The organism is Desulfocucumis palustris (genome assembly GCF_002933875.1).
In the GTDB taxonomy this organism is placed as follows: Bacteria; Bacillota; Desulfotomaculia; order Desulfotomaculales; family Desulfocucumaceae; genus Desulfocucumis; species Desulfocucumis palustris.
The window spans coordinates 37,963-59,730 of record NZ_BFAV01000150.1; the positions used below are offsets into that span (position 1 = coordinate 37,963).

Annotated in this window: 20 protein-coding genes and 1 riboswitch; of the genes, 10 read left to right on the forward strand and 10 right to left on the reverse strand. The window is 48.6% G+C overall.

Annotated features, from left to right (window positions below):
* The first annotated feature begins 192 nt into the window (after positions 1 to 192).
* The 4 genes from phnD (at position 193) to DCCM_RS13495 (ending at position 5,166) form a co-directional block, all read left to right on the forward strand.
* Positions 193 to 1,080 (forward strand): phosphonate ABC transporter substrate-binding protein, encoded by an 888-nt coding sequence (phnD, locus tag DCCM_RS13480; RefSeq protein WP_165792161.1) that lies wholly within the window; start codon positions 193 to 195, stop codon positions 1,078 to 1,080.
* Positions 1,081 to 1,109: 29 nt separating this feature from the next.
* Positions 1,110 to 3,605, forward strand: coding sequence for a bifunctional diguanylate cyclase/phosphodiesterase (locus DCCM_RS13485; protein ID WP_104372907.1), 2,496 nt, complete (start codon positions 1,110 to 1,112; stop codon positions 3,603 to 3,605).
* A gap of 144 nt (positions 3,606 to 3,749) precedes the next feature.
* Positions 3,750 to 4,457: a glycosyltransferase family 2 protein gene (locus tag DCCM_RS13490; RefSeq protein WP_165792162.1), complete on the forward strand. Its 708-nt coding sequence runs from the start codon at positions 3,750 to 3,752 to the stop codon at positions 4,455 to 4,457.
* An 82-nt stretch (positions 4,458 to 4,539) separates the two neighbouring features.
* Positions 4,540 to 5,166 carry a hypothetical protein gene (locus DCCM_RS13495; protein WP_128739153.1) on the forward strand — a complete coding sequence of 209 codons (627 nt, stop codon included), beginning with the start codon at positions 4,540 to 4,542 and terminating at the stop codon, positions 5,164 to 5,166.
* 158 nt (positions 5,167 to 5,324) lie between these two features.
* Here the strand turns inward: DCCM_RS13495 and DCCM_RS13500 are convergent, their stop codons facing one another.
* The 3 genes from DCCM_RS13500 to DCCM_RS13515 form a co-directional block, all read right to left on the reverse strand.
* A complete protein-coding gene (locus tag DCCM_RS13500) occupies positions 5,325 to 5,714 on the reverse strand; it encodes a DUF1987 domain-containing protein (protein ID WP_104372910.1) in 390 nt (129 codons plus the stop codon).
* Positions 5,715 to 5,727: 13 nt separating this feature from the next.
* Entirely contained in the window at positions 5,728 to 6,276 is a 549-nt protein-coding gene (locus tag DCCM_RS13505) for a SiaB family protein kinase (RefSeq protein ID WP_104372911.1), read from the reverse strand.
* 881 nt (positions 6,277 to 7,157) lie between these two features.
* Complete coding sequence (locus DCCM_RS13515; protein WP_104372913.1) at positions 7,158 to 7,472, reverse strand: demethoxyubiquinone hydroxylase family protein; 315 nt, start codon at positions 7,470 to 7,472, stop codon at positions 7,158 to 7,160.
* 318 nt (positions 7,473 to 7,790) lie between these two features.
* Between DCCM_RS13515 and DCCM_RS13520 the strand changes: the two genes are divergently transcribed.
* The 3 genes from DCCM_RS13520 (at position 7,791) to DCCM_RS13530 (ending at position 9,665) form a co-directional block, all read left to right on the forward strand.
* Complete coding sequence (locus tag DCCM_RS13520; protein WP_104372914.1) at positions 7,791 to 8,144, forward strand: DUF5658 family protein; 354 nt, start codon at positions 7,791 to 7,793, stop codon at positions 8,142 to 8,144.
* A 96-nt stretch (positions 8,145 to 8,240) separates the two neighbouring features.
* The gene (locus DCCM_RS13525; RefSeq protein WP_104372915.1) at positions 8,241 to 9,140 is read left to right on the forward strand and encodes a DMT family transporter; all 900 of its coding nucleotides are present in this window, start codon (positions 8,241 to 8,243) and stop codon (positions 9,138 to 9,140) included.
* 201 nt (positions 9,141 to 9,341) lie between these two features.
* Positions 9,342 to 9,665 (forward strand): DUF3909 family protein, encoded by a 324-nt coding sequence (locus DCCM_RS13530; protein ID WP_104372916.1) that lies wholly within the window; start codon positions 9,342 to 9,344, stop codon positions 9,663 to 9,665.
* 99 nt (positions 9,666 to 9,764) lie between these two features.
* On the opposite strand, the gene DCCM_RS13535 is transcribed toward DCCM_RS13530, so the two are convergent.
* Both DCCM_RS13535 and DCCM_RS13540 read right to left on the reverse strand, forming a co-directional pair.
* The gene (locus DCCM_RS13535; RefSeq protein WP_207655605.1) at positions 9,765 to 11,279 is read right to left on the reverse strand and encodes a class I adenylate-forming enzyme family protein; all 1,515 of its coding nucleotides are present in this window, start codon (positions 11,277 to 11,279) and stop codon (positions 9,765 to 9,767) included.
* Positions 11,280 to 11,360: 81 nt separating this feature from the next.
* Positions 11,361 to 12,950, reverse strand: a complete 1,590-nt coding sequence (locus tag DCCM_RS13540; protein ID WP_104372918.1) for an acyl-CoA dehydrogenase family protein — start codon at positions 12,948 to 12,950, stop codon at positions 11,361 to 11,363.
* 298 nt (positions 12,951 to 13,248) lie between these two features.
* Between DCCM_RS13540 and DCCM_RS13545 the strand changes: the two genes are divergently transcribed.
* From DCCM_RS13545 to DCCM_RS13555, 3 genes are all read left to right on the forward strand, one after another.
* On the forward strand, positions 13,249 to 13,599 hold the full coding sequence (locus DCCM_RS13545) for a helix-turn-helix domain-containing protein (protein WP_104372919.1): 351 nt from the start codon (positions 13,249 to 13,251) through the stop codon (positions 13,597 to 13,599).
* A 4-nt stretch (positions 13,600 to 13,603) separates the two neighbouring features.
* Positions 13,604 to 14,737, forward strand: a complete 1,134-nt coding sequence (locus DCCM_RS13550; RefSeq protein ID WP_104372920.1) for an acyl-CoA dehydrogenase family protein — start codon at positions 13,604 to 13,606, stop codon at positions 14,735 to 14,737.
* A gap of 70 nt (positions 14,738 to 14,807) precedes the next feature.
* Positions 14,808 to 14,895, forward strand: a riboswitch (cyclic di-GMP riboswitch).
* A gap of 116 nt (positions 14,896 to 15,011) precedes the next feature.
* Complete coding sequence (locus DCCM_RS13555; RefSeq protein WP_165792163.1) at positions 15,012 to 15,386, forward strand: helix-turn-helix domain-containing protein; 375 nt, start codon at positions 15,012 to 15,014, stop codon at positions 15,384 to 15,386.
* Between the two features lie 4 nt (positions 15,387 to 15,390).
* Here DCCM_RS13555 and DCCM_RS13560 read toward each other — a convergent pair whose 3' ends face one another.
* From DCCM_RS13560 to DCCM_RS13580, 5 genes are all read right to left on the reverse strand, one after another.
* The gene (locus DCCM_RS13560; RefSeq protein WP_104372922.1) at positions 15,391 to 15,870 is read right to left on the reverse strand and encodes a CBO0543 family protein; all 480 of its coding nucleotides are present in this window, start codon (positions 15,868 to 15,870) and stop codon (positions 15,391 to 15,393) included.
* A gap of 117 nt (positions 15,871 to 15,987) precedes the next feature.
* Complete coding sequence (locus DCCM_RS13565) at positions 15,988 to 17,838, reverse strand: methyl-accepting chemotaxis protein (protein WP_104372923.1); 1,851 nt, start codon at positions 17,836 to 17,838, stop codon at positions 15,988 to 15,990.
* Between the two features lie 182 nt (positions 17,839 to 18,020).
* Positions 18,021 to 18,872: a CoA-transferase subunit beta gene (locus DCCM_RS13570; protein WP_104372924.1), complete on the reverse strand. Its 852-nt coding sequence runs from the start codon at positions 18,870 to 18,872 to the stop codon at positions 18,021 to 18,023.
* 12 nt (positions 18,873 to 18,884) lie between these two features.
* Positions 18,885 to 19,805, reverse strand: coding sequence for a CoA transferase subunit A (locus DCCM_RS13575; RefSeq protein ID WP_104372925.1), 921 nt, complete (start codon positions 19,803 to 19,805; stop codon positions 18,885 to 18,887).
* 43 nt (positions 19,806 to 19,848) lie between these two features.
* Positions 19,849 to 21,765, reverse strand: a complete 1,917-nt coding sequence (locus DCCM_RS13580) for a TRAP transporter permease (protein WP_104372926.1) — start codon at positions 21,763 to 21,765, stop codon at positions 19,849 to 19,851.
* Positions 21,766 to 21,768 lie beyond the last annotated feature (3 nt).

Genomic DNA, 21,768 nt, shown 5'->3' on the forward strand with positions numbered 1-21,768 from the left:
CAGAAATTGTCTCTTCGGATGTTGAAATATAAGTGAGCCAAGGGTTCAAAGGGGGTTATCCCCCTACGAAATACTTGTGGCGAACTTAAAAGTAAAGCTCGAAATCTCTGATTTCGTTAGCTGAACTTTCCCTTTAGGGTTCGGGCTTTACAGCCTGTTAGCGAGATAAAGCTCTGTTAGGAGGGCATGTACATGAGGAATAAATATATTTTAATATTTTTGCTTTCTATTATGTTACTGCTATGGGGTTGCAGCGGGTCGCCTGAAAAAATATCCATTGGCATAATTCCGGCCAGGGAACCTGAAAGAATGTTGAATAACTTTGAGCCCGTCAGGGCTTACCTGGAAAAAGAAATTGGAATTCCAGTGACAGTTACGGTGCCTGATAATTATTTCGGGTTGATTGAGTCAATGAATCAGAATAAAGTAGATATCGGCTTTTTGGGTCCCTTTTCCTATGTTACGGCGGAAAAGCAAATAGATCTGGAACCCCTGCTTTTTGCGGCCAGAAAGGACACCGGCACAAGTTACCATTCTTTAATCATTGCACGAAAGGACGCCGGCATCAGGACCATCGAGGATTTAAAAGGGAAAAAATTTGCCTTTGTGGACCCCGGGTCAACATCGGGCTTTATCATTCCCTCCGCCCTGTTTAAAAGCAGGGATATAGATGTTAACCAATATTTCAGTAAAACAATATACTCCGGTTCCCATGACTCAGTGGTGATGGATGTTTTAAACAAGAAAGTGGATGCGGGCGCCGTGGCCGACATGAATCTAAGAAGAGTAATGGATTATGCCAAAATTGGCAATGAAGAGTTTATTGCCGTATGGAAATCAGATGACATTCCCGGGTCTCCAATTGTGGCAAGAGCCGATCTTGACAATACACTTAAAGAAAAATTTATAACAGCGATGCTTTTAATACATGAAAAGGATCCCCAGGCCATCAAATATTTTGACAGCAACATTGAAAAATATGTTGCCACGGACAAATCTATATATAACGGCGTAAGGAATATAGCCAATATTCTGGGAGAAGAATTCGTCAATGAACACTTTTTGCAAAAGAATCAATAGCCGTTGTTCCTTCCGCAGGGGGTATCATCTTGAGGTTAAACAGCATTAAATTTATAGCAACCGCGTTAATATTTGGACTTGGCATGGTAACTATTTTTATCTTCAGTTACTTAACATATATAAACACCATGGCAAATCTGGAGGAAAAATACCATAAAGAATCTGCCCTGGTACTCAAGCACACCCTGCTTTCATTCCAAAACCAATTTGAAAGTACCGAAAAGGTTCTCAATATACTTGCTGAAACCGGGGAGTTAAAATTAATTAATTCCGCGATAGATAAGCAATCATTAAATTCCCTGCTGGAGAGATTTCAAAAAACCGTGCCCAACAGCAGGGTGATGCAAATATGCCTGAAGGATGGCCAAGTATACATGGGACCATGGATGCAAATCCCCCCGGGCTATGACCCCAGGAAAAAAGAGTGGTACATCCAGGCACTGCAAGCAAAGGGGGCGGTGGTTTGGTCAGAGCCTTATTTAGACTATATGACACAAAGAATTATAATTACCGCGGCAAGACAATTCACAACTCCATCCGGCGATATTGCCGGGGTGCTGGCCATAGACTTTGATGTAAACACCATTAGCAATGTCATAAGCAATTCCCAAATAGGGGAGAACGGCTTTGTTATGCTCCTTAGCAGAAATGGAACCGTCATTGCCAATAAGGATGACTACATGATAGGAGAACGTATTTTTGGCGCGGATTTTCAGAACCTGTTAAACTCAAAATATAACGGTGAGCTGGACTACACCATTAAGAACCTGCAATATCACCTTAAGTTTGACACCATTAGGAGAAATGGCATGATTCTTGTAACAGCCATAAGCAGAGCAGAAATTAATGATAACCTGTTTAAGGCATTTTTCCCTGTACTTAGCACAGGCATCGCTTGTTTATTTATCTTTTGTGTCGGCGCATACTTTTTGACCCTTAAGGCAATAGCGCCCCTAAAAAAGCTTGTATCTTTAATGAAACTGGCACAAAATGGAGACTACGGTGTTCGCTCAAATATAAAAGCATATGATGAGATAAACAGCCTTTCCAATAGCTTTAATAGTATGATTGACAGCATTAGAAAACGTGATAAAGCGCTTAAAGAATTAAACAGTGAATTGGCCAATACCCAGGAAATACTGAAGTGCAATCTAAATGAAATGGAACAATCCCAAAGGATATTAAAGGCAAGTGAGGAAAGAATAAAACATCTTGCCTATTACGATTCCCTGACAGGCCTTTCAAATAGAGAAAGATTAATTAAAAAACTAAAACAGGCTATCGAAGAAAACATCAACACAAGCGGAGCGGTTATATACATAGACCTGGACAATTTCAAAAAAATCAATGATACTATGGGTCATACCGTTGGCGATAAAGTCCTTATTGAGGTCGCAAGGAGATTTAACAACACGGTTGATTATGAAAATTATACGGCCCGCATTGGCGGGGACGAGTTTATTATTTTTATAAACGGAATAACCTCCATGGATACTGTTGTGGAGGTAGCCGATAAACTGGTAAAAATCTTTAAGGAACCGTTGGCAACGGACTCAAAAAGTTTTAACCTGACAGCAAGCATTGGGGTCGCCCTTTTCCCTTTGCACGGATCCACCGCTGAAGAAATTCTTAAAAAGGCGGATATGGCCATGTACAAGGCCAAGGAGAAGGGGAAAAACTGTTATCAGGTGTTTGATGAAAGCATGCATGCGGAAATAATACTAAAGGTAAATTTGGAAAATGAAATGCGACAGGCATTAAAGGCCGACCAATTTACGCTATATTATCAACCGCAATACAATACGCCGGATAAAAGTATATACGGCATGGAAGCCCTGTTGAGATGGGACTCCCCCTCCATTGACCAGGGGGCGCCCCTGGATATTATCAAAGCCGCCGAGGAAACAGGGATGATAGTGGATATTGAAAAATGGGTTATGAAAAATGCCTTTACCTTTGCCAGGGAGATTAATGCAATAGCGGATAAAGATATAAAAATATCGGTGAATATATCCCCGGTTCATATTATGCAGAGTGATTTTGTGGGCAACGTGTGGAATAGTATAATTGAGGCGGGTGTCGACCCCGGCTTCATAGGGCTTGAAATAACTGAAACAGTAATGATGGAATCATTTGCTTCAAACAAGAAAAAACTTGAGGAAATTAAAAAGCTGGGAATCAATATTTACCTGGATGATTTTGGCTCAGGCTATTCATCCTTAAACTATCTTCAGAATTTACCCATTGATTATGTTAAAATAGACAAGATTTTTGTGGATAACATGCTGAATTCAGACAGGGACGGAAGAATTACCGCGACTATAGTTGAGCTTGCCCACAACATCGGCCTTAAGGTCATCGCCGAGGGGGTGGAAAGAGAGGAACAATATAATTTCCTGAATTTATATAAATGTGACATTATCCAGGGATATTATATGAGCAAACCGGTTCCCAGGGGAGAAGTGCTAAAACTTTTAAAATTCACAACCAATAACTGCCTGGAACAATACCTTACGGACTGGTAACAGCCGGTGCCAGCCCTGGTTATATCAAGTTAGAAGCATTGTCAAGTCAATGCTTTTTTAATGATTATTTATTCAAAATATAATACTGTCTTGACATTTTCCCGATATATATATTTTAAAACTGTTCCCGGGGAGGCTGGCGCATTGACAGGTTTTCCGGCAAATGTTACCGTGGTTTTGCCTACCAAGAACGAGGAAAAAAATATACCGGGTTTTCTCGCTTCGCTGCCTGCGGACATCCCCCTCATTGTTCTCGACGACAGCACAGACAGCACCCAGGCTGTTATCAGGTCCCTCCGGTCCCAAAACACGCGAATCATTACAATGTCCGCGGGAGTGGCAGCCAAGCGGCAGTGCGGGGCCGAACTGGCCGGCAGCGACTGGGTGCTTTTTACGGATGCCGACATTCAATTCGCACCTGAATATTTTCATAAACTTAAAGACAGCCTGAAAGGAGATCTCGTATACGGTCCCAAGCTGAGCGCCGGCAAGAAGCACCTGTACTATTACCTCTTTTACCTTGGCCAGGTGGCGTTTTCCAGAATGGGAATTCCGGCCGCCTCGGCCTCCAACATGATTGTGCGCCGGCAGGTCTTTATGGACATAGGCGGTTTTGATATAAACCTTTCCTGCAATGAGGATACCGACCTTGTCTTCCGTCTGGCCAGGGCGAATTACAATTTTCGATGGGAACCCGGCCTCCTGGTCTACAATACCGACCACCGCCGGCTCCGCCGGGGGATAATCTGGAGGTACGGGCATATAATGTCACGCACTTTATTGATTTACCTTAACCTGAAGCATGCTGTGCCCCGAAGCTGGCTGTACTCGGACTGGGGTTACTGGGGCTAGACAGCCTGGGGCTGCCGCAGTGAAAAGGAGTTGCATGTGCATGCACACCTGCGAAAGTCGCGGAAATTCAGCAGGCAGCGAAATGTCCCGCACAGTCCCAGGTCGTCCTCCCGCCCCGGCCGCCGGAGAGATTTACGCGGCGATTCTTGAATATCTTTCAATGTTCCCTTCGATTGCCCTCCTTATTGAACTGACTCCCGTCAGGCTGCCTTTCCTTGACAGGCTGGCGGATTTGCCGGTGATCTGTCTCCCAATGTTCCTGAGGCTTTGGATAAGTAGACTATGTCCCGGCTACGACCCCCATCTAAGCGCCTGGCCCCGGACGGCCAGGGATTATTTAGCCCGGGAAATCCCCCCCGGGCGCCGCCGCCGGAGGATCCAAAGACTGCTGGAAGAAAGACGCTGGCTTGACGCTTACGAGTTCTGGTGGGCGTGCAGAAGGCCCGCCACCCGTAAGCGGCTCACATTGCCGCTTTACAATTTCCTGGGAGGAGACAATAGACCTTTTTGGGCCACCACGGGCGTATTTGCCCTGAGCGGCCTTCTGCACGCACTGTGGTATCCGCTTTTCCCCCTGTATGCCTGGTTGTCTGTTTACCATATGGCCTTTAAGGTTTTTATATCCCTCTGGCTGGGATATATACTTTTAGGCATTCCCGTGGCCATTAACAAAAAGCTGAAAAAAGGAGCCAGGTTCGTAGCCAGGTAAAGGGCTATTGATGGGCTGATGTATCTGAATTCATGAATGGCAGGCCTGCAAAACGTACCGGATATTGGAACCGGCGAGATTTGTTAAGTGTGATCCCCTGCCCGGATAAGCATCTCCGGGCATTTGTCCGTCCTCCCCCAGCAACGGTTCAAAACCCATTATTCTCCTTTAAAGACCATGATGTTAAAGGGTACGTTTTCCAAATCCTCCATGAACTCCTCGCCACATTCTATGGCTGCCTCATTCTCCTCGTGGCAGCGCCAATTGATAGTTATCTTGTTTCCCTCTGCCGCCGCATCATCAAGCATTTGAAAAAAATTCATAAAGACCTTTGAGGTGCTGCTGTTGAAATAGATAATTTCCATTTCAACATTGACCTCCTGCCCATCCAACTGCTCAAGATAGTCTTTTACCCAGTCTAATACCGGAGCATAAAACTTTGCCGCATTTTCGGGAAAAGATTCTCCATATATTTTCAGCAGGCGCTCCTCTGGATTAAAAAATATATAAGGCGATGATTTTGTTTTCTCTATGATTAATTTTTCCACTTAACAACCCCCCCTAAACCACAACTTTAATGCTGAAAAATGTATATATCTCATTTAATGGCCTGAATTCATATTCAATTGGCTTTTCTGCCTTTCTTGCCATTTCAATCAGGCCCAAACCGGCCCCTTTGCTGTCCGAATCAGAACTCTCCCTGCGCTTCTGTTTATAAATCGCTTTAAGTTCATCCTTGTCCAGGAAGCGTATAGATTCAATTCTTTCTCTGAGCTTCGGCACATCTTCATTTAGCAACCGGTTGCCGCAAAAAACATAAAAGTCCTTTTCTTCACGCCCGATTACCAATACTCCAAGGCTGAGCTGCTGTCTTGACTCGCTGTCCTGCCCTATCCTTTCTGCGGAATAATTTAATATATTATGCATTTGCTCAACAAATATGGAAAAAACCGTGTTGGCCGTTGTTATACCCGCATCCTCCAATTTCATGTTAATACGAAGCGTTTCACCAATCCCTTCAACGGTGGATTGTGAAATAGGGCCGCTATAGCAGAACATAATGCCGTCCTTCTTGATTTCTTCATAAAAATTAAGCAAATCAAAGCTCATTAAATCTCCTCCTTTTTTCATGGCCTTAAACCGGATAAAGTAAAATCATCCCTCCGTGCCTCGCCGCCCCTTGCCCGGGAGCCGCCCGTTCCAGCCAGGCGACGCATATGACTAAAATCGATATTATCATTAAAACAACCAGGGCATATACCATATATTTTCCAGACTTAAACTTTCCTGTAAAATGAATTTTGGTAATTATAAATTCTAGGCTGGTTACTTTTCCCCTTTAGGGTTTTGCTAAAAATATATATTTTGTCGGCTTTCGCCCGGAGACAAAGCTCCTTAACGTCATGGCGGATTTTGCCTTTTAGAAAAAAACGCGGTCTTCCAAAAGGTTATCGAAGACCGCATCAATATATTAATACCCGTCGTTGAAGTCCCCACAATTTTAGCCTTCCTTACCCGCGAAGCGAGAGCAAAGGGTGGGGCTCCTCTCTGCCCGGTTTTTTAGCAGTTGGAGCAAATAATATTCCTTTTCCTTGAAAGTTTGGTAATCCTGAAGCTCCCTTTCTTTTTGGTAGCATTTCAGGATCCTCACCGGTTTCATTTTATTAACCAGGCGCTGCGGATAACCCCAATTAACAAGCTGCTTTTTTATACCATAAAGATTATGGGGATGCATATTTTGTCAGTCCTTCCATGGTGCCGTATATACAGATTATAACATATTTAACCGTATCTGGGCAGAGGCCAAAGTTGTCTGTTAATATTTACCAGGTATAAAAAAAAAGAACAATGATTTCCCCTCCGCCATGCCAGCCGGAAAGAGTAATCCGCATCACCGGAATTAAAAGCAACAAACCGCCTGAAGGCGGTTCGTTGCTTTTAATTCCGGTGAGCTAATTGCTTGATATCCTTGTGGGCAGGGCGCCGGTAATTCACTGCATCGGCGGCTGAAAACCCCGGGATTGCTGCTCTATAATTTCTTGCTTGCCTTTTTCCACATGATTTTGCTCATTTGGATTCAAAAGATAAATTAATTGTTGCAATTCGCCGACATGCTGCCTCTCCTCATCGGCGATATGGTAGAGAACTTTTTTCACCCTCTCGTCCGTTGTGGCCATCGCATGTGCTTCATATCCGATTATAGCCTCCAGTTCCCCCGCCAAATCCACACGCAGGGCCTGGACCAGCTCTTCCGCAGACAATTGTTTGGGTACATTTGCAACAAAAGGATTTCCTATTTGCACCATTTCCAATTTCACCTCGTATATTTTTTACTATTATTTGTCTTCAAGCTAAAAATATGTGCTGTCAGCCCGTTGAAAATACGCCCTTACGAAACCATGCTCCACCCGCCGGACTCCCGCTGCAGAGTCTTAATTCCTTTGCCCATGTCAATAATAGTGTTTTAATTTCAATAATTTATCATGCCGGACAAGGTCATTATAATCAAAATCATTTGCCCGGTTCCCGCCAGGGTATGATTTTTAAAAATCATCTATTTAAATCATCAGCGGGGATGATGTTAAATAACGGCATCTATCATTACCATAAAAGCGGTGATGTTTATGCCCTATGCCATTATTATGGTAAGCTGTGTTTTGGACCATCTGTTAACTTCCCTGTATTTATCCCGGGGCGGAGGGGAAGCAAACCCGCTCATGGCCATTATCATGGCCCAGCCTTTCTGGGTATCCTTTATAATTAAGAATGGCTGGACACTCCTGATGCTGGTATTCCTTTACTTTTTATCCGGGAAAACTCCTGCGGCAGCTAAATGGGCACTACGCTGCGTGGCGGTTTTATACCTTGGAGTTATCGCCTGCCACATTATTGCGTCCGGCAGCCTGCCGCCCCATTCAATTTTAAAGTATCCCGCGGTACTCCCGGTCCCGGGCGCGCCGGGGATGACCGGCTGCTGACCCGGAAGGGATATTTTTCATCCATTTATCGGCTCTTTATATTTATAGTCAGTTGTTATAAAATAGGCATATCAGTCAAGAATCGGGTGAAGCTCCTTGAATCAATTTTACCGGGGTTCCGGTCTTATTTTTTTGTCTGCCGTGGGTTTCGGATTAATACCGGTTTTTGCCATATATGCCTATAAAGGCGGGGCAAATGTTACCACGCTGCTTTTCCTGCGTTTTATAATTGCCACGGTGTTCTTCTTTTTATATATTCTGAAGACAAATACAAAAATAATATTAACCAAAAGGCAAATATTATATTTATTTATTCTTGGAGGCATTTTATATACACTCCAGTCGAATTTTTATTTTTTAGCCGTGAAATTAATACCCGCTTCCCTGGCAGTGCTGTTATTTTATACTTATCCGGTATTTGTGGCCCTGCTTTCATCCCTGGCTGTTAAAGAGATGTTGACAAAACATGTTTTTGTTTCCATTGTCATTGCATCCATAGGACTTACCATGGTGTTGGGCACCGCCTTCAACAGTATTAATCCTGCCGGGGCAATATTAGCCTTTGGCGCGGCATTGGTTTACTCCGCCTACATAGTATTGGGCAACCGGGTGGTAAAACAGTTGCCGGTCATGGTAACAAGCGCTTTTGTCACTCTATTTGCTTCAATGTCATTTTTAATAATGGGACTATCCGCCTCCGGCATTAATTTTAATCTTTCCCCGGAAGCCTGGATGTCCATTATGGGAATTGCTCTATTTTCAACTATCCTGGCCATTATTACTTTTTTCCGGGGTATAGAGATAATTGGCTCAACAAAAGCGTCAATATTAAGTATGATTGAACCACTGGTCACAATTGCATTTTCAGCTCTGCTGTTTTCTGAACGGTTGACCGGGATGCAGGTAACAGGTGGTCTATTTGTAATATTCAGCTCCCTGTATGTGGTGGCAACGGAAAGGCAAGGCAGTGTACGCGCTGAAAAAAATGAGCCGTGAAACTGGCCCATAAATACCGGCCAGGCCCTGAGCCTTGGCGGGACCCATTCCTGCAAATGAATCAACAGCCCGGCCGTCATCCCCATAAATGAGCGGCAAAACACAGGAAATGCGACAGCAAAGAACCGTCCCCTGTCGCACTTGATTAATTTTTAGTTATTACATATAATAATAAGGATTTTTATGTTGGGGGGGTAACTAATGCAGGCTATAATTGAAACAATTAAAGAATATATTAATGGCGTTCAATTGCAAACTCTGACCGATGCACAGAAGATTGAATTTAAAAACAATTATAATTGTAAACTTTACTACTTTGAGTATAGCCTCAATGCCAACGGGGATTTGGTTATCCATACCAAAAGGGATAATTATACCAATCTGCAGTATTATATGGGCTTTGATCATGTAAATAATGATTATATTAAATTAAAATTGGAAGTAAACGATATTGTGCTGGTTATTTACAGCATTGAAAATGAAAGAGTTGCCGGACTGGCCAAAAAATTGGGGTTAATTGGTTAATTTTCCACTGCCCTTTGTTGTTAAAAAAACCGCCCATAGAGGCGGTTTTTTGCCCGGCATGTTCCACGGGAGCGGCCGGGTATGAGAGGCAGCCGAACTTTAATTTAAACGATCCCGGAGCATGTGCTTCATCAATTTACCCACCCCGTTCCTGGGGAGGGAGTCCAGAAAAACCACCTCTTTTACAGACTTGAACCTGGCCAGCCTGTCCAGGCAAATTCCCATAACGTCATTTTCGGTAAGCTCCGACCCGGCTGATTTTACCACAAAGGCCACGGGAATCTCTCCCCATTTTTGATCTTTTTTGCCCACCACAGCCACCTCGGCAACCCCGGGATGCCCGGCGATAACGGCCTCCAGTTCGGCGGGGTAAATGTTTTCTCCCCCGCTGATAATCATATCCTTAAGGCGGTCAACCACATAAATAAATCCCTGTTCATCCTTTAGCCCCAGGTCGCCGGAATAGTAGCAGCCGCCGGCCAGAACAGCGTCCGTGGCTTCGGAGTTGTTCCAATATCCCTTAAAGAGCTGGGGCCCCATGATGCATATCTCGCCGATTTGACCGTTTGGCAATTCGATGCGGGTTTCCGGGTCAACTATTTTTACATCGCCGTGAAAAACCGGTTTGCCCACCGAGGTGTGCTTATCCCAGCCCATATCGTGCGTCCAGAATGTCACCGCGCCCGCATATTCGGTGGTGCCCAGCACATTTTCCACCTCTATTCCCAGTTTGCGGTATTCTGTAAATATACCCTCCGGCACCATGGAGCCCCCGCAGACAATATGCTCCAGCGAGGACAGATTTTTTTGCCCCAGGCCGGGAACCTTAAGCATGGCCGCAGTCATTAGAGGCACAGTCATCATGTGGGTGATGCGCTCCTTTTCCACCAGTTCCCATACCTTGAACGGATCGAAATCAGCTAAAAATACGGTGGTGGTCCCGCAGTGTATATTGGTTATCATTGGAGCAAGTCCCCCGATGTGAAAAAGCGGGGCGATGGAAAGAAAACGGTCCTTGTATTTCCAGTTGATGGTATGACAGTGTCCCGCCGTGACAAAAAACAGGTTGCTGTGAGTCAGCATAGCCCCCTTGGGTTTGCCGGTGGTTCCGGAAGTGTACATAATGATAGCCGTATCCTGGTCACCGGATACAAATAAAGGCTCGCCATCGGGACTCCCGGCCAGGGCTTCCTCAAAGCCGGTGTCCCCGCCCCGGCCGCCGATGCGGATGAATTCACGCACCCCGGTTTGGGAGCGGAGTTGGTCGATCACCGGCGCGAATTCCTCATCATAAATAATGCAGGCCGTTCCGCTATTGTTCAGTATGTATTCCATCTCCGCGGGATGAAGCCTCCAGTTCAGCGGCACCGTGACGGCGTCCGCCTTTGCTATGGCGAAAATAGAAGTCACGTACTGGTGCCTGTTTTTGCCAAGGATGGCCACCCGGTCCCCGGGATAAATTGCTTTGCCCTTTAGATAATGGGTTAATTGATTGACTCTCTGGTTGGCCTGTTTAAAGGTATAGCGGACTCCCTCCCCCACAAAGCACTCTAATTCGGGCGATAAATAAGCACGGTTGGCCAGCATACCCCCGATGTTAATTTTGCTATTCACGTGCAATCCTCCTTTTAAGCTGTTGTTCCCGCACGGCATTACAGATTTTAAAATTACCTGCCACAGTGACCGGCCCTGCCATTAAAGGCTCCGCTCCACCTCATTGAGGGCGTTTAACTGATACTGGTGAAATAGATCCTGGCAGAAATTATCCCAGCGCTGATATATTTCCATGGAATGTTCATCGGCCCGGGACTGGGAACAGGCCAGCAATTGGCTGATTTCCGCCTGGAATTTTTCAATAACCGATTCTTCCGAGCCCTTTAGTATATTGGCCACAAAATCTCCGGGCCGGTACCAGCCGGCCGCCCTTTGAAGATCCCGAAATATCTGCATGAGCAGAACATTACGGGGACCCTCCCACAGCTCGTTTACCGCGGAATCACGATATAGCCTGGGCAGGGCTGAAAAATCCTCCATAACCCCGTGGCCGCCGAACAGGGACATGGCCAGGCGGATGACGTCCGTGCAATCCCAGGAGGCCGCAATCTTTTGCAGCATAATCAGCTCCCGGATATCGAACTGTCTTCTTTTCCCGCTGTCATCACCGGCCAGGCCTCCCCGCAACTCCTCCTCCAATTGCAAAAACTGATGATATACTTTAAAGGCGCCGGCCACAGTCTGTTTTGTCAAACGGTCAATCTTTTGCAACTGACCGGCCACCAATGGAAACTGACTTATTTTGCTGCCGAAGGCTTCACGGAATTCCACGTATTTTTTGGCTTCCCTGGTTGCCCGGGTCATAAAACCGGCCGCAGAAAGGCCCACGGTCAGCCTTGAATAGGTCAGCACCACGCCTACCACATTGGCCAGTCCCCGTTCCAGGGGTCCCACCTGATACGCCAGCGCGCCGTTAAAAGTGAGTTCGGCGGTGGTCAGCTCGCTGGTGCCCATTTTCCACTTAATGCGGTCAATGGTGTAGCCGTTGCGAATTTCCTTTTCCTTGTTTCCAGGCAGCCAGGACGGCACCACGAAAAGAGCGACCTTCTCCGAACCAACCGGCTTGGCGGTAACCATGGCGTAGTCGGCATGGGTGGCGGAGCAGAAAAACTTACCCCCGTACAACCTCCACTGTCCTTCCTCCTGAACCGCCTCCAGCACATTGGCCGGAACATCCGAGCCGCCTTGAATTTCCGAAAGGTACTGCGCCCCGATGGCAAAGTCTCCATCTATTCCTTCCCGGCAATGACGGAGAATTTGCCGGGTTTCCTCGGTGCCGGCATTTTTTTTCAATATCTCCACCATGCCCTCGGTGCAGGTAAGCGGGCAGGCTACGCAGGCTTCTCCGTTCTGGTAGATTATATACATTTTCACCAGTTTAACCCATGGAGACGTGCTGCTGGAAAAAATGCCCTCGGAGAAAATTTCCTTTTCCATAATCTGTGTCTCCACAGGGCGAACAATGCGGTCGATCCTGTGTTTATGACCGTCGTAGTGAACCATGTAAGGCCGCTTCTCAGGACAGGCGATGTCATCCGCCATTTTCCTCCAGCGAAAAGAAGCTTTGCGGGAAACGGAGCGGGCCTCCCGGTCCACAATTTGCCATTCCGGACCGGTAAAGTGTTTGACCACCTTTTGGATAAAGGGGTCATCGGCATAATAATCAACACTTTCCCGCCATTGAAGATACTCGTCGAAATTATAGGGATTATTTCTGTCAGGAAATGACATGATTTTGACCTCCTAATATTGAAATAGTTCCGTGTAATAAATAGTTATATTTATTACTTAACCTTTATTTAATTATAGGGTGGGGCCATTATCAAGTCAAGGCTATTTCGGGCCTTGCCCCCTTTTACCAGGCAGGCCGGAACACCCGGGAACTGAAATGATTATTAATATATATTACAAAGCGTTCCCGCACATTACCCGGGTCATCCGGACAATTCCAGCTTGTTAATGCATAGAACTCAGTGTAATATTTATTATATATACTAATCTATGTACATTTCTTTGAATGGAGAACAGTATGAAGTACAAGGAAATAGGGTACAGAATTACCATTGCCAGAGAAGAAGCAGGCTTAAACCAGACGGAGCTGGCGGATATGCTGGGCATATCCCAGGCCACCCTTTCCAATTACGAAAAGGGCAAGCGCCGGGTATACCTTCCGCAGCTGCAAAAAATAGCCGATGCCCTGGGCAAACCCATGGATTATTTTTCCCTGCCCATTGATATGGATTTACACCCTCCGGAAGCCGGGTACAACGAGGTCAAAGAATTGCTGCAGATCATGATGGAATTAAACGATTTGCCCAAAGAAGACCGCAAGTCCGTGATTGACTACATCCGCTGGCTAAAATCCCGTAGAGAGGAGTGAGCCTGTGATAGAATTCGAGATGACTCAAAAACAGGTGGAATTGGTGGAATCGGTGCGTTCTTTAATGCGGGAGGAGATATGTCCCACCGTTCTGAAAATGGACCGGAAAAACGATGATACCTTTAATTGGAACTATATCAGGACGCTGGCCGGACATAACCTCATAGCCCCCTTGCTTCCCAAAGAATACGGGGGGCTGGGACTTGATTACGTAAGCACCGCCCTGGTAATCGAGGAAATCGCCGCGGCCTGCGCGGGGCTGGCGGCCTGCATGGTGGGGACAATGCACGGCCTGCTGCCCATAATAATCGCAGGCAGCCAGGAGCAAAAAAGACGTCTTCTCCCAATGTTCGCCGAAAAGAAACCGGCTCTGGCCTCCTTTGCCCTGACAGAGCCGAAGGGAGGCTCCGACATTGAAAGAATGGAAACCACCGCGCAGTTCAGGGACGGGTATTATTACATCCAGGGCACAAAAGATTATGTTGTTAACGGCGCCGTTGCCAATTTTGTCACGGTATGCACCAACCCGGGCAAAAGCCGGGGGGCGGCCTGCCAGTTTTTTGTGGTGCCCCGGGAGCAGATTGACCTGGTAAAAAACCGGAAGACCCTTGGAATCAGATATGCCAACACGGCTCAGTTGCACTTTCAAAATGCCCGGGTGTCCGGGGACGACATTGTGGGAGACGCGGACAGCGCCTATCTGCTGTTAAACCATACCCTGGACCTGGGCCGCTCTCTGATCGGGGCCATCGAGGTGGGCATAGCCCGGGCCGCTCACGAGCTGGTGCTGGCCTATGCCCAGGAGCGGCAGCAGTTTGGCAGACCCATCTTTTCCAACCAGGGGGTGTCCTTTCCCCTGGCGCAAATGGCAACTTCCATTGATGCCGCCCGCTTCATGGTATGGAGGGCATGTTCGCTGATAGATCAGGAAGGGGATTACACCAGGGCCTCTTCCATGGCCAAATTATTTGCCGGCCAAGTCGGGCAGTCGGTTACCGCCCGGGCCATAGATATCATGGGGGCTTTTGGATACACGGAGGAAAGCCTTCTGAGCCTCTATTTCCGGGATGCCAAGGTATGCAGCATTGTGGGAGGCACTGATAACGTGCAGCAAATGATAATAGCATCATTATTGTAAAAAGATTTTGACAAAATAACCAAAATACGACTTTTAATTCAAAATTTTTATGTTATAATATTATTTGGACAAGAAAAAAAGGCAAACTCGTCGAAAGACGGGGACGCAAAGCCATGGGTCTAAGGCTTGTTTTATGCTATGACTGCCAGGTTGCTGTGACATATTATGCATGCAAAAAAGCCTTTCTTTCATCATGGGAAGAAAGGCTTTAATAATTTGGGGCATTCCTTCGCCAAGTTGTTAAAATCGGTGGAATATATCAACCCGGGAAGGCGTGTACCCTTACTTTAAAGGGGTGATTGCAATAAACGCGGGAACATTGTTAAAGCAGGAGCGGGAAAAGAAAGGACTGACCTTCCAGGATGTTGAGAAGATCACAAAAATCAGGGTTAAATACCTGATGGCCATGGAAAACAACAGCCTTGAGGAACTCATGGAAGTTGTTTACGCAATACACTTTATTCGAAGTTACGCCCGTTTTCTGGAAATAAAAAAAGATGCGCTGGCAGAACTGCTGCCTGAAAAAACATGGGCCCAGGATGCTCCGGCCATGGAGGAACCTGCGGTTGTTTCCCGTCCCTGGTGGGTCCGGCTTGTTAACAAGCTATACGGGCAGCCCGCAAATAATAACACGGTAGGCGCTTCTTAGATTTTCATTTAAAAAGGCTGTCCATATCCCTCCTGCCATTATTTATCCATATGTGGAAGCCATACCAGACAAACCAGCTAAAAAACCACAACAAATAAGAATGATACCAGTTATATCCTCCCTGGTACATTAAAACATCGCTATATTTCTCTAATAAGAACTCCGTGAGAGTTAAAACGCCGGTGGCTATGAAGGCCCATAATAGTTTTTCCCTCAAACGCAACGGACAATATCTCACCCAAAACATGGCCATAATGGGGACAACCACGAAATTAGCCGGAACGGAAATATCCTCCAAAGCCGTAATTATTCTCGACGGAAAATGCCACAAGTGATACGTTGCCGCCACAATGCACCAGAGATTGGCGTAAAAGCTGGCAAACAGCCCAACAGGCACGAATTCTTTCATACCCGTTCTTTTTATTATTAATGCCGTGACCGCTATTACCATTGACCCGTATTGAACCCATTCTTCCAGCGACATAGTCCCTCCTCCATTACCCGGTAATTTTGCCCACTACAATATAATTTCATACCGGCGCAAAAATTAAACCGCCGGCTTCACCCGGCGGTCATAACTTAACGGCTTTTTCCCTTATGACTATTTCAACCTAAACTGCCTGGATAAATTCTCCAGTTCGTCGGATAATCCCGCCAGGCTCTGGGTGATTGAGGATACCTCTTCCATGGTGGCGGTCTGCTCCTCCGCCGCCGCGGCAACGTCCCGCACAGCCGAGGAAATCTCCTCCGCCGCTTCGGCCACGGAGTGGATATCGCCGGCCAATTCCCGCACGGCGGTAATAATCTTTTCCAGCGTACCGCCCACGTCCCGTACCACCGTGGTTCCGGCCTCCACCTGCTCGGAACCTTCTTTCATGCTCCGGACGGCTCTCCCGGACTCCTCCTGTATGGCCGTAATGAGGGTGTAAATCTCCTTTGCCGCCCCGGCGGACTGCTCGGCCAGCTTCCTTACCTCCTCGGCCACCACCGCGAACCCGCGGCCCTGCTCCCCGGCCCTGGCCGCCTCAATGGCCGCGTTTAGGGCCAGCAGGTTGGTCTGCTCGGCAATCTGGGTAATCAGCTCCACTATCTGGGAAATCTTCACCGAAGATTCGTTCAGCCCGTTGATAATTTCTCCGCTGGCCGCGGTGGCCTTCTGTATGGCCGACATTTGCTCGGTGATGCCCTGTATTCCCCTGTTGCCCTCCTCCGCGTAGCTCGCCGCCCGGACCGAGGAGTCGGCTATTTGCTGGACGCTGGCGGCCACATGCTCCACCGTGGCAGCCATCTCGCTCGCGGTGGAGGCGGTTTCGGTGGCCCCGGCGGTAACATTTTCAGCCACCGTTGAAAGTTCGCCGGAGGACATGGCCAGCGCCCGGGATTTTTCCTGAAACTGCCCGGTGATTTTCTTGAGTTTTTCCTGCATCGTGTTGAAAGTGCCGGCCAACTGCCCTATCTCATCACCGGATTTTATTGCTATATCCCTGGTAAGGTCGCCGTCGCCTATCCTGACAGCCTCATCCGCCAGCTGGCGCAGACTTCCGGTCATCCTGGACATCAGCACACCCGAGAACGCCCCGATAACCGCGATGAACACCAGGGCGGTCACCGCGCTGGTGACGGGCAGCGAGGCAAGCTGGGACGAAAGCTCCGCCACCGGGGCGGTTACCGCCAGGGACCAGTTCATCCCCGGCACCGGGGCAAAGGCCGTGAATTTATCCATATTATCGTAATTATAAAGGATAATCCCCGTTTCACCCCCGGTCATTCTTTGGGCGGCCTCCACCAGCTTCGGATCCGCGCCTTCTTCCTTCAGGGGGTTGTATTTCATCACCAGTTCCTTGTCCGGGTGGGCGATAATTGTCCCGTCCTTTTGCATCATGTAAGCGTAGCCGGTTTCACCCACCTTGATGGAATTGATTTTGTCCACCAGGCTTTTTACCATCACGGTGCCGCCCACAATTCCGTCAGCCACACCGTTCCTGATAATGGGAACCGCCACCACCACTATGGTGCTGCCCGTGGTTTTGGATATTACCGGATCCGAAACAGCAATCTCCCCGGTGGACATTGCCTGCTTAAAATAATCCCTGTCCGCCACGCTGGAGGTTTTTCCATTGGAGTTAAAGTAGGCTCCGGTTTTATCCGAAACATAAAGAGTCTCATAATAACTGTTTCTTTTAACCTCCCCCGCCATATAGGAAATGATTTCCTCCCTGCCGCCCTTTAAAATGATGGGGGAGTTGGCCAGCATGGCCACTTCGGACTTCCGGGCCTCCAGCCACAGGCTGATCTCACTGCCGGAGGATATCGCCTGGGAAACCATGGACTGCTCAACATTGCCCAAAAGAATCTCCTTGGTCTTCTGATAGCTAAGCAGGGATATTCCCCCCAGCCCCAGTACCAGCACCGCAACAATAATGACAATCAGCTTGCTTTTAATGCTGTTCACCCTATCACACCTTTCCGCGCGCGGGACAATATCCGCCGCGCCTGCGTATTGTTTTTCATTTCCACATCCTTTTTGTTTTTTTCAATGAAAAAACGGCATTTCCTCCACAAAAAATCAAATTTCTGCATTTAGTGGCAAATTTTATCGACATATTTCGTCATTTTCCTGCTATGGTAACTATTTCAGAACCTACCGGAATTTCTTATTGTCAAATCAATGTATTCGTCGAGGCTGGCCAGGCTTTTGCGCGCCGCGGCGCCACCCATGATCAGATTGGCGGGATCCGCCGCCCGCACAGCGGCAAGCTCCCGGTCTTCAGGTTCCGGGGCCACCTTGAGCTCCGCCGCTATTTTAATTTCCCAGCCCACCATTGATTTTACTTCACCGGCGTCCACACCCGGATAAATGGTATCCAGGTACATTTCCCGGGTTGAGGAATCAAATCTGAAAAGCGCCTTGTCGGTGACCACGGCCACGGGTCCGCTGCCCGGAAGGCCCGCCCTTTTCCTGGCCTCCGGCGTCCCGTCCAGAAAGCCCGGAGTAGTGATGTAATCAACCTTTTCCACAAAACGCAGGGGCTCCAGCCTGAGCATCACCACCACCCGGCCGATATTGGAACCTATATCGTTGCCGCCGCCGCTGCCCGGCAGGCGAACCAGGGGCAAGCAGTAATCCCGGTCTCCAAAAATTGCCGTTGTGTTCAGGTTGCCAAACTTGTCCACCTGGGCGGCGCCCAGGACGCCCACGTCATAATATCCGCACTGCATGTCGCTGAAAACCCGCCATTCGGAGGTAAGGCAAAGGGCCCCGTCGGCAGCCGAGGAATCTCCCACGTTGAAATCAACCCTGTATTTTTGAGGCCCGATGCAGCCGGATTCATAGACTATATTCAGGTTTGGCGCGTGAAAACGCTTGGCGGTTATGCCGGCTACCAGGGGAATGCCTATTCCCACGAAGGCCACTTCCCAGTCCCTGAATTCCTTGGCGGTCATTATAGCCATCAGTTCTGAAGCCGTATATCTCTGATTATCCATTCTGCAACCTCCTTAACCCGGGATACGGTTGAAATGGCGTTCCATTGTCATCAGACTTTGCAGCCGGCCCCAGCCAACCTTTTCACAGTAAGCCGCATGGTCTTTTGAAGTAAAAACGTAACGGTCCAGCCAGCGCATAAATTCTTCCCTGTCCTTGGCCGCCTGGTGATAATCCCCGCAAAACAGCACATCGTAAGCGTAATAGCCGTAACAGGACTGGGGATGACAGCCGTAAGGCACCTGAACCACGGCATCCACGCAATAAAAGGGAATCAATGTCATGTTGCCCCGGCGTCTTATTTCATCCGTGGACACCATTTCCTCACAAGTAATTATGGTATGCCTGGCGGCCCGGGCCTTGTTTTCATCATTACCGGTGAAACCCCATACCTGGGCGTTGCCCATGGCGTCCGCCCGCTGCACATGAATAACGGCCACGTCCGGATGAGCCGCCGGCACCAGGGCCACCGGTTCTCCCTCAAAGGGATCGTTAATGACCTTAATCCGCCGGTTGTACTTTATAATGTCGGTTCCCAGCATCGACCTGGTGGCCATAAAGGGCACGTTCAGGCTGCCGGCCAGATAGCGCATGCTGACCCCCGCATTGGACCAGTCTTCCACTTCAATCTTTGAGGGAATGCCTTCTTCCACCGACCGCCTGATATTGGGCGCCAATCCGATGGCCCCGTAGCCAAGGTAGGCTCCCTCCCATCTTTTTACCACCCCGGCGCCCACCAGCAAATCCATCATATCGGTTTTGCTGTCATCAATAACCGTGAGCTCTTTAATGCCCTGCCTGATTATTTCATGCACCGCGGCCACGCAATCCCTGCCGATAAATCCTCCGAAAGTGATGCTGCAGCCGTCTTTCACAAATTTCCCTATGGCGTCTTTTAAGGTCATCTGTTTATTCCCGGTATTATTTTCAGTCAAAACCCGTATCCTCCCCTGTAAATGAGCTTTTCGACCCTGCCAATCAACCGTTAATCTCCGGCAGAACCGCCGCATTTGCTTTTCTGCCCCTGGTAAAGTTGGCTGCCAGGGCTGCGGCTATCATTAAAATACCGGCAATATCGGTGTAAACCCCCGGGTGCATGGACAACAGCGCCCCGCCAATCAGCAGAACCCTTTCCCACCAGTATGTTTTGGTGACAACATAACCGATATTGCCACCCGCCAGCGCCATCACGCCGATCAGCGCGGTTGTAAAGGACCAGGCAATGTGCATGGTGTCCCCCACACCAATCAGGGCGGGCTCCATGGCAAACAAAAAGGGCACGATGAAAGCCGACAGGCCAAGCCTGCAGGAGGTAAAGCCGATCCTCATGGGATCATCCTTGGCTATGCCCGCTGCCGCATATGCCGCCAGGGCCACCGGGGGGGTAATGGCGGATATGATGGCAAAGTAGAACACAAACATATGGGCTCCCAGCGGAAGTACCCCGAGGTTTACCAGGGCGGGAGCGGCCATGGTTCCGGTAACAATATACGCCGCGGTTGTGGGCAGCCCCATGCCCATGAGCAGCGCCACCAGGGCGGTCAGCAGCAGGGCCAGCCAGAGAACGCCGCTGGAGGCCGCCACAATGGCCGCTGAGATCTTCAGGCCCGCCCCCGTGAGGTTAATGCTGCCAATCACCAGTCCGGCGGCGGCACAGGCCAGCGCCACGGTGACGGTGTTGTGGGCGGCTATCACCGCGCCGTCTTTAAAACGTTCGATGTTGATACGGCTGTCCTTGTTGACAAGGGATACCAGGAACATACTTATAATGGCGTAAAAACCTGACCTGATGGGAGTATACTGCAACACCGCCAGGAAAAATATAAGCACCCCTAGGGGAATCAGAAAATACCAGCCCTCTTTCAGCACCGCCCTGGCCGAGGGCAGTTCCTTCCTGGGCAGCCCCCTCAGGCCAAGTTTGCTGGCTTCAAAATGGACTCCAAAAAGAACACAGAGGTAATAAAGCGCCGCCGGGATAATTGCCGCAACCACCACGTTGATATAGGGAATACCCAGAAACTCCGCGATAATAAACGCAGCGGCGCCCATTATGGGGGGCATCAGCTGCCCGCCGGAGGAAGCGCAGGCCTCCACCGCTCCCGCGAAGTGCGGTTTATAACCGTTGCTTTTCATCAGGGGAATTGTAAATGTGCCCGTACCCACCACATTGGCCACCGCGCTGCCGTTAATGGAGCCCATGAAACCGCTGGCCAGCACCGCAACCTTGGCCGGCCCGCCCGTAAACCTGCCCATTAAGGCCATGGCCAGGCGCAGCAGGAACTGCCCCATCCCCAGCTTTTCCAGCATGGAAGTAAGGAATATGAACAGGAATATATAACTTGCCGACACACCCAGGGGCACGCCGAAAATACCCTCGGTGGTGAGATACAGCTGGGAAATCAGGCGGCTCAGGGAGTAGCCCTTGTGCCCCAGCAGACCCGGTATGTAAGGGCCGATAAAATTGTACAGCAAAAATACGCCGGCTATGCAAACCAGCACCCAGCCCGTGGCCCTGCGGGTGGCCTCCAATATAAGCAGAATCATAATTCCGCCGAAAACAATGTCGGTGGTGCTGGCCGCGCCGGCCCTCATCACTATATCCTGGTAAAAAAGGACAATATATGCCCCGGACGCCAGGGCGAGAACCACCAGGCAGTAGTCGATTATAGACGCTTTTTCCATGTCTCCCCTGCGCCTCATGGGAAAAAGCAGAAAAACTATCACCAGAATCAGGGTCAAATGTATATCCCGCTGAATCCAGGCGCCAAACATGGAAACTCCGGCAGTATACAGGTGGAAAAAGGTCAAAGCCAGGGCAGTAATTACTATCAAGGCAGAGGTGAGTTTTTTATTGCGCGACGCGTCATTTGCTTTACCGCCAATGTCATTGGTCATTGT

What these genes read in the sequence shown, in the direction of transcription:
- DCCM_RS13505 (WP_104372911.1), bottom strand. Translation starts at nt 6,276, where the DNA reads ATGAGCTTTGATTTGCTTAATTTTTATGAAGAAATCAAGAAGGACGGC.
- DCCM_RS13580 (WP_104372926.1), bottom strand. Translation starts at nt 21,765, where the DNA reads ATGACCAATGACATTGGCGGTAAAGCAAATGACGCGTCGCGCAATAAA.
- DCCM_RS13570 (WP_104372924.1), bottom strand. Translation starts at nt 18,872, where the DNA reads ATGGATAATCAGAGATATACGGCTTCAGAACTGATGGCTATAATGACC.
- DCCM_RS13530 (WP_104372916.1), top strand. Translation starts at nt 9,342, where the DNA reads ATGCAGGCTATAATTGAAACAATTAAAGAATATATTAATGGCGTTCAA.
- DCCM_RS13540 (WP_104372918.1), bottom strand. Translation starts at nt 12,950, where the DNA reads ATGTCATTTCCTGACAGAAATAATCCCTATAATTTCGACGAGTATCTT.
- DCCM_RS13520 (WP_104372914.1), top strand. Translation starts at nt 7,791, where the DNA reads ATGCCCTATGCCATTATTATGGTAAGCTGTGTTTTGGACCATCTGTTA.
- DCCM_RS13545 (WP_104372919.1), top strand. Translation starts at nt 13,249, where the DNA reads ATGAAGTACAAGGAAATAGGGTACAGAATTACCATTGCCAGAGAAGAA.
- phnD (WP_165792161.1), top strand. Translation starts at nt 193, where the DNA reads ATGAGGAATAAATATATTTTAATATTTTTGCTTTCTATTATGTTACTG.
- DCCM_RS13495 (WP_128739153.1), top strand. Translation starts at nt 4,540, where the DNA reads ATGTCCCGCACAGTCCCAGGTCGTCCTCCCGCCCCGGCCGCCGGAGAG.
- DCCM_RS13560 (WP_104372922.1), bottom strand. Translation starts at nt 15,870, where the DNA reads ATGTCGCTGGAAGAATGGGTTCAATACGGGTCAATGGTAATAGCGGTC.
- DCCM_RS13515 (WP_104372913.1), bottom strand. Translation starts at nt 7,472, where the DNA reads ATGGTGCAAATAGGAAATCCTTTTGTTGCAAATGTACCCAAACAATTG.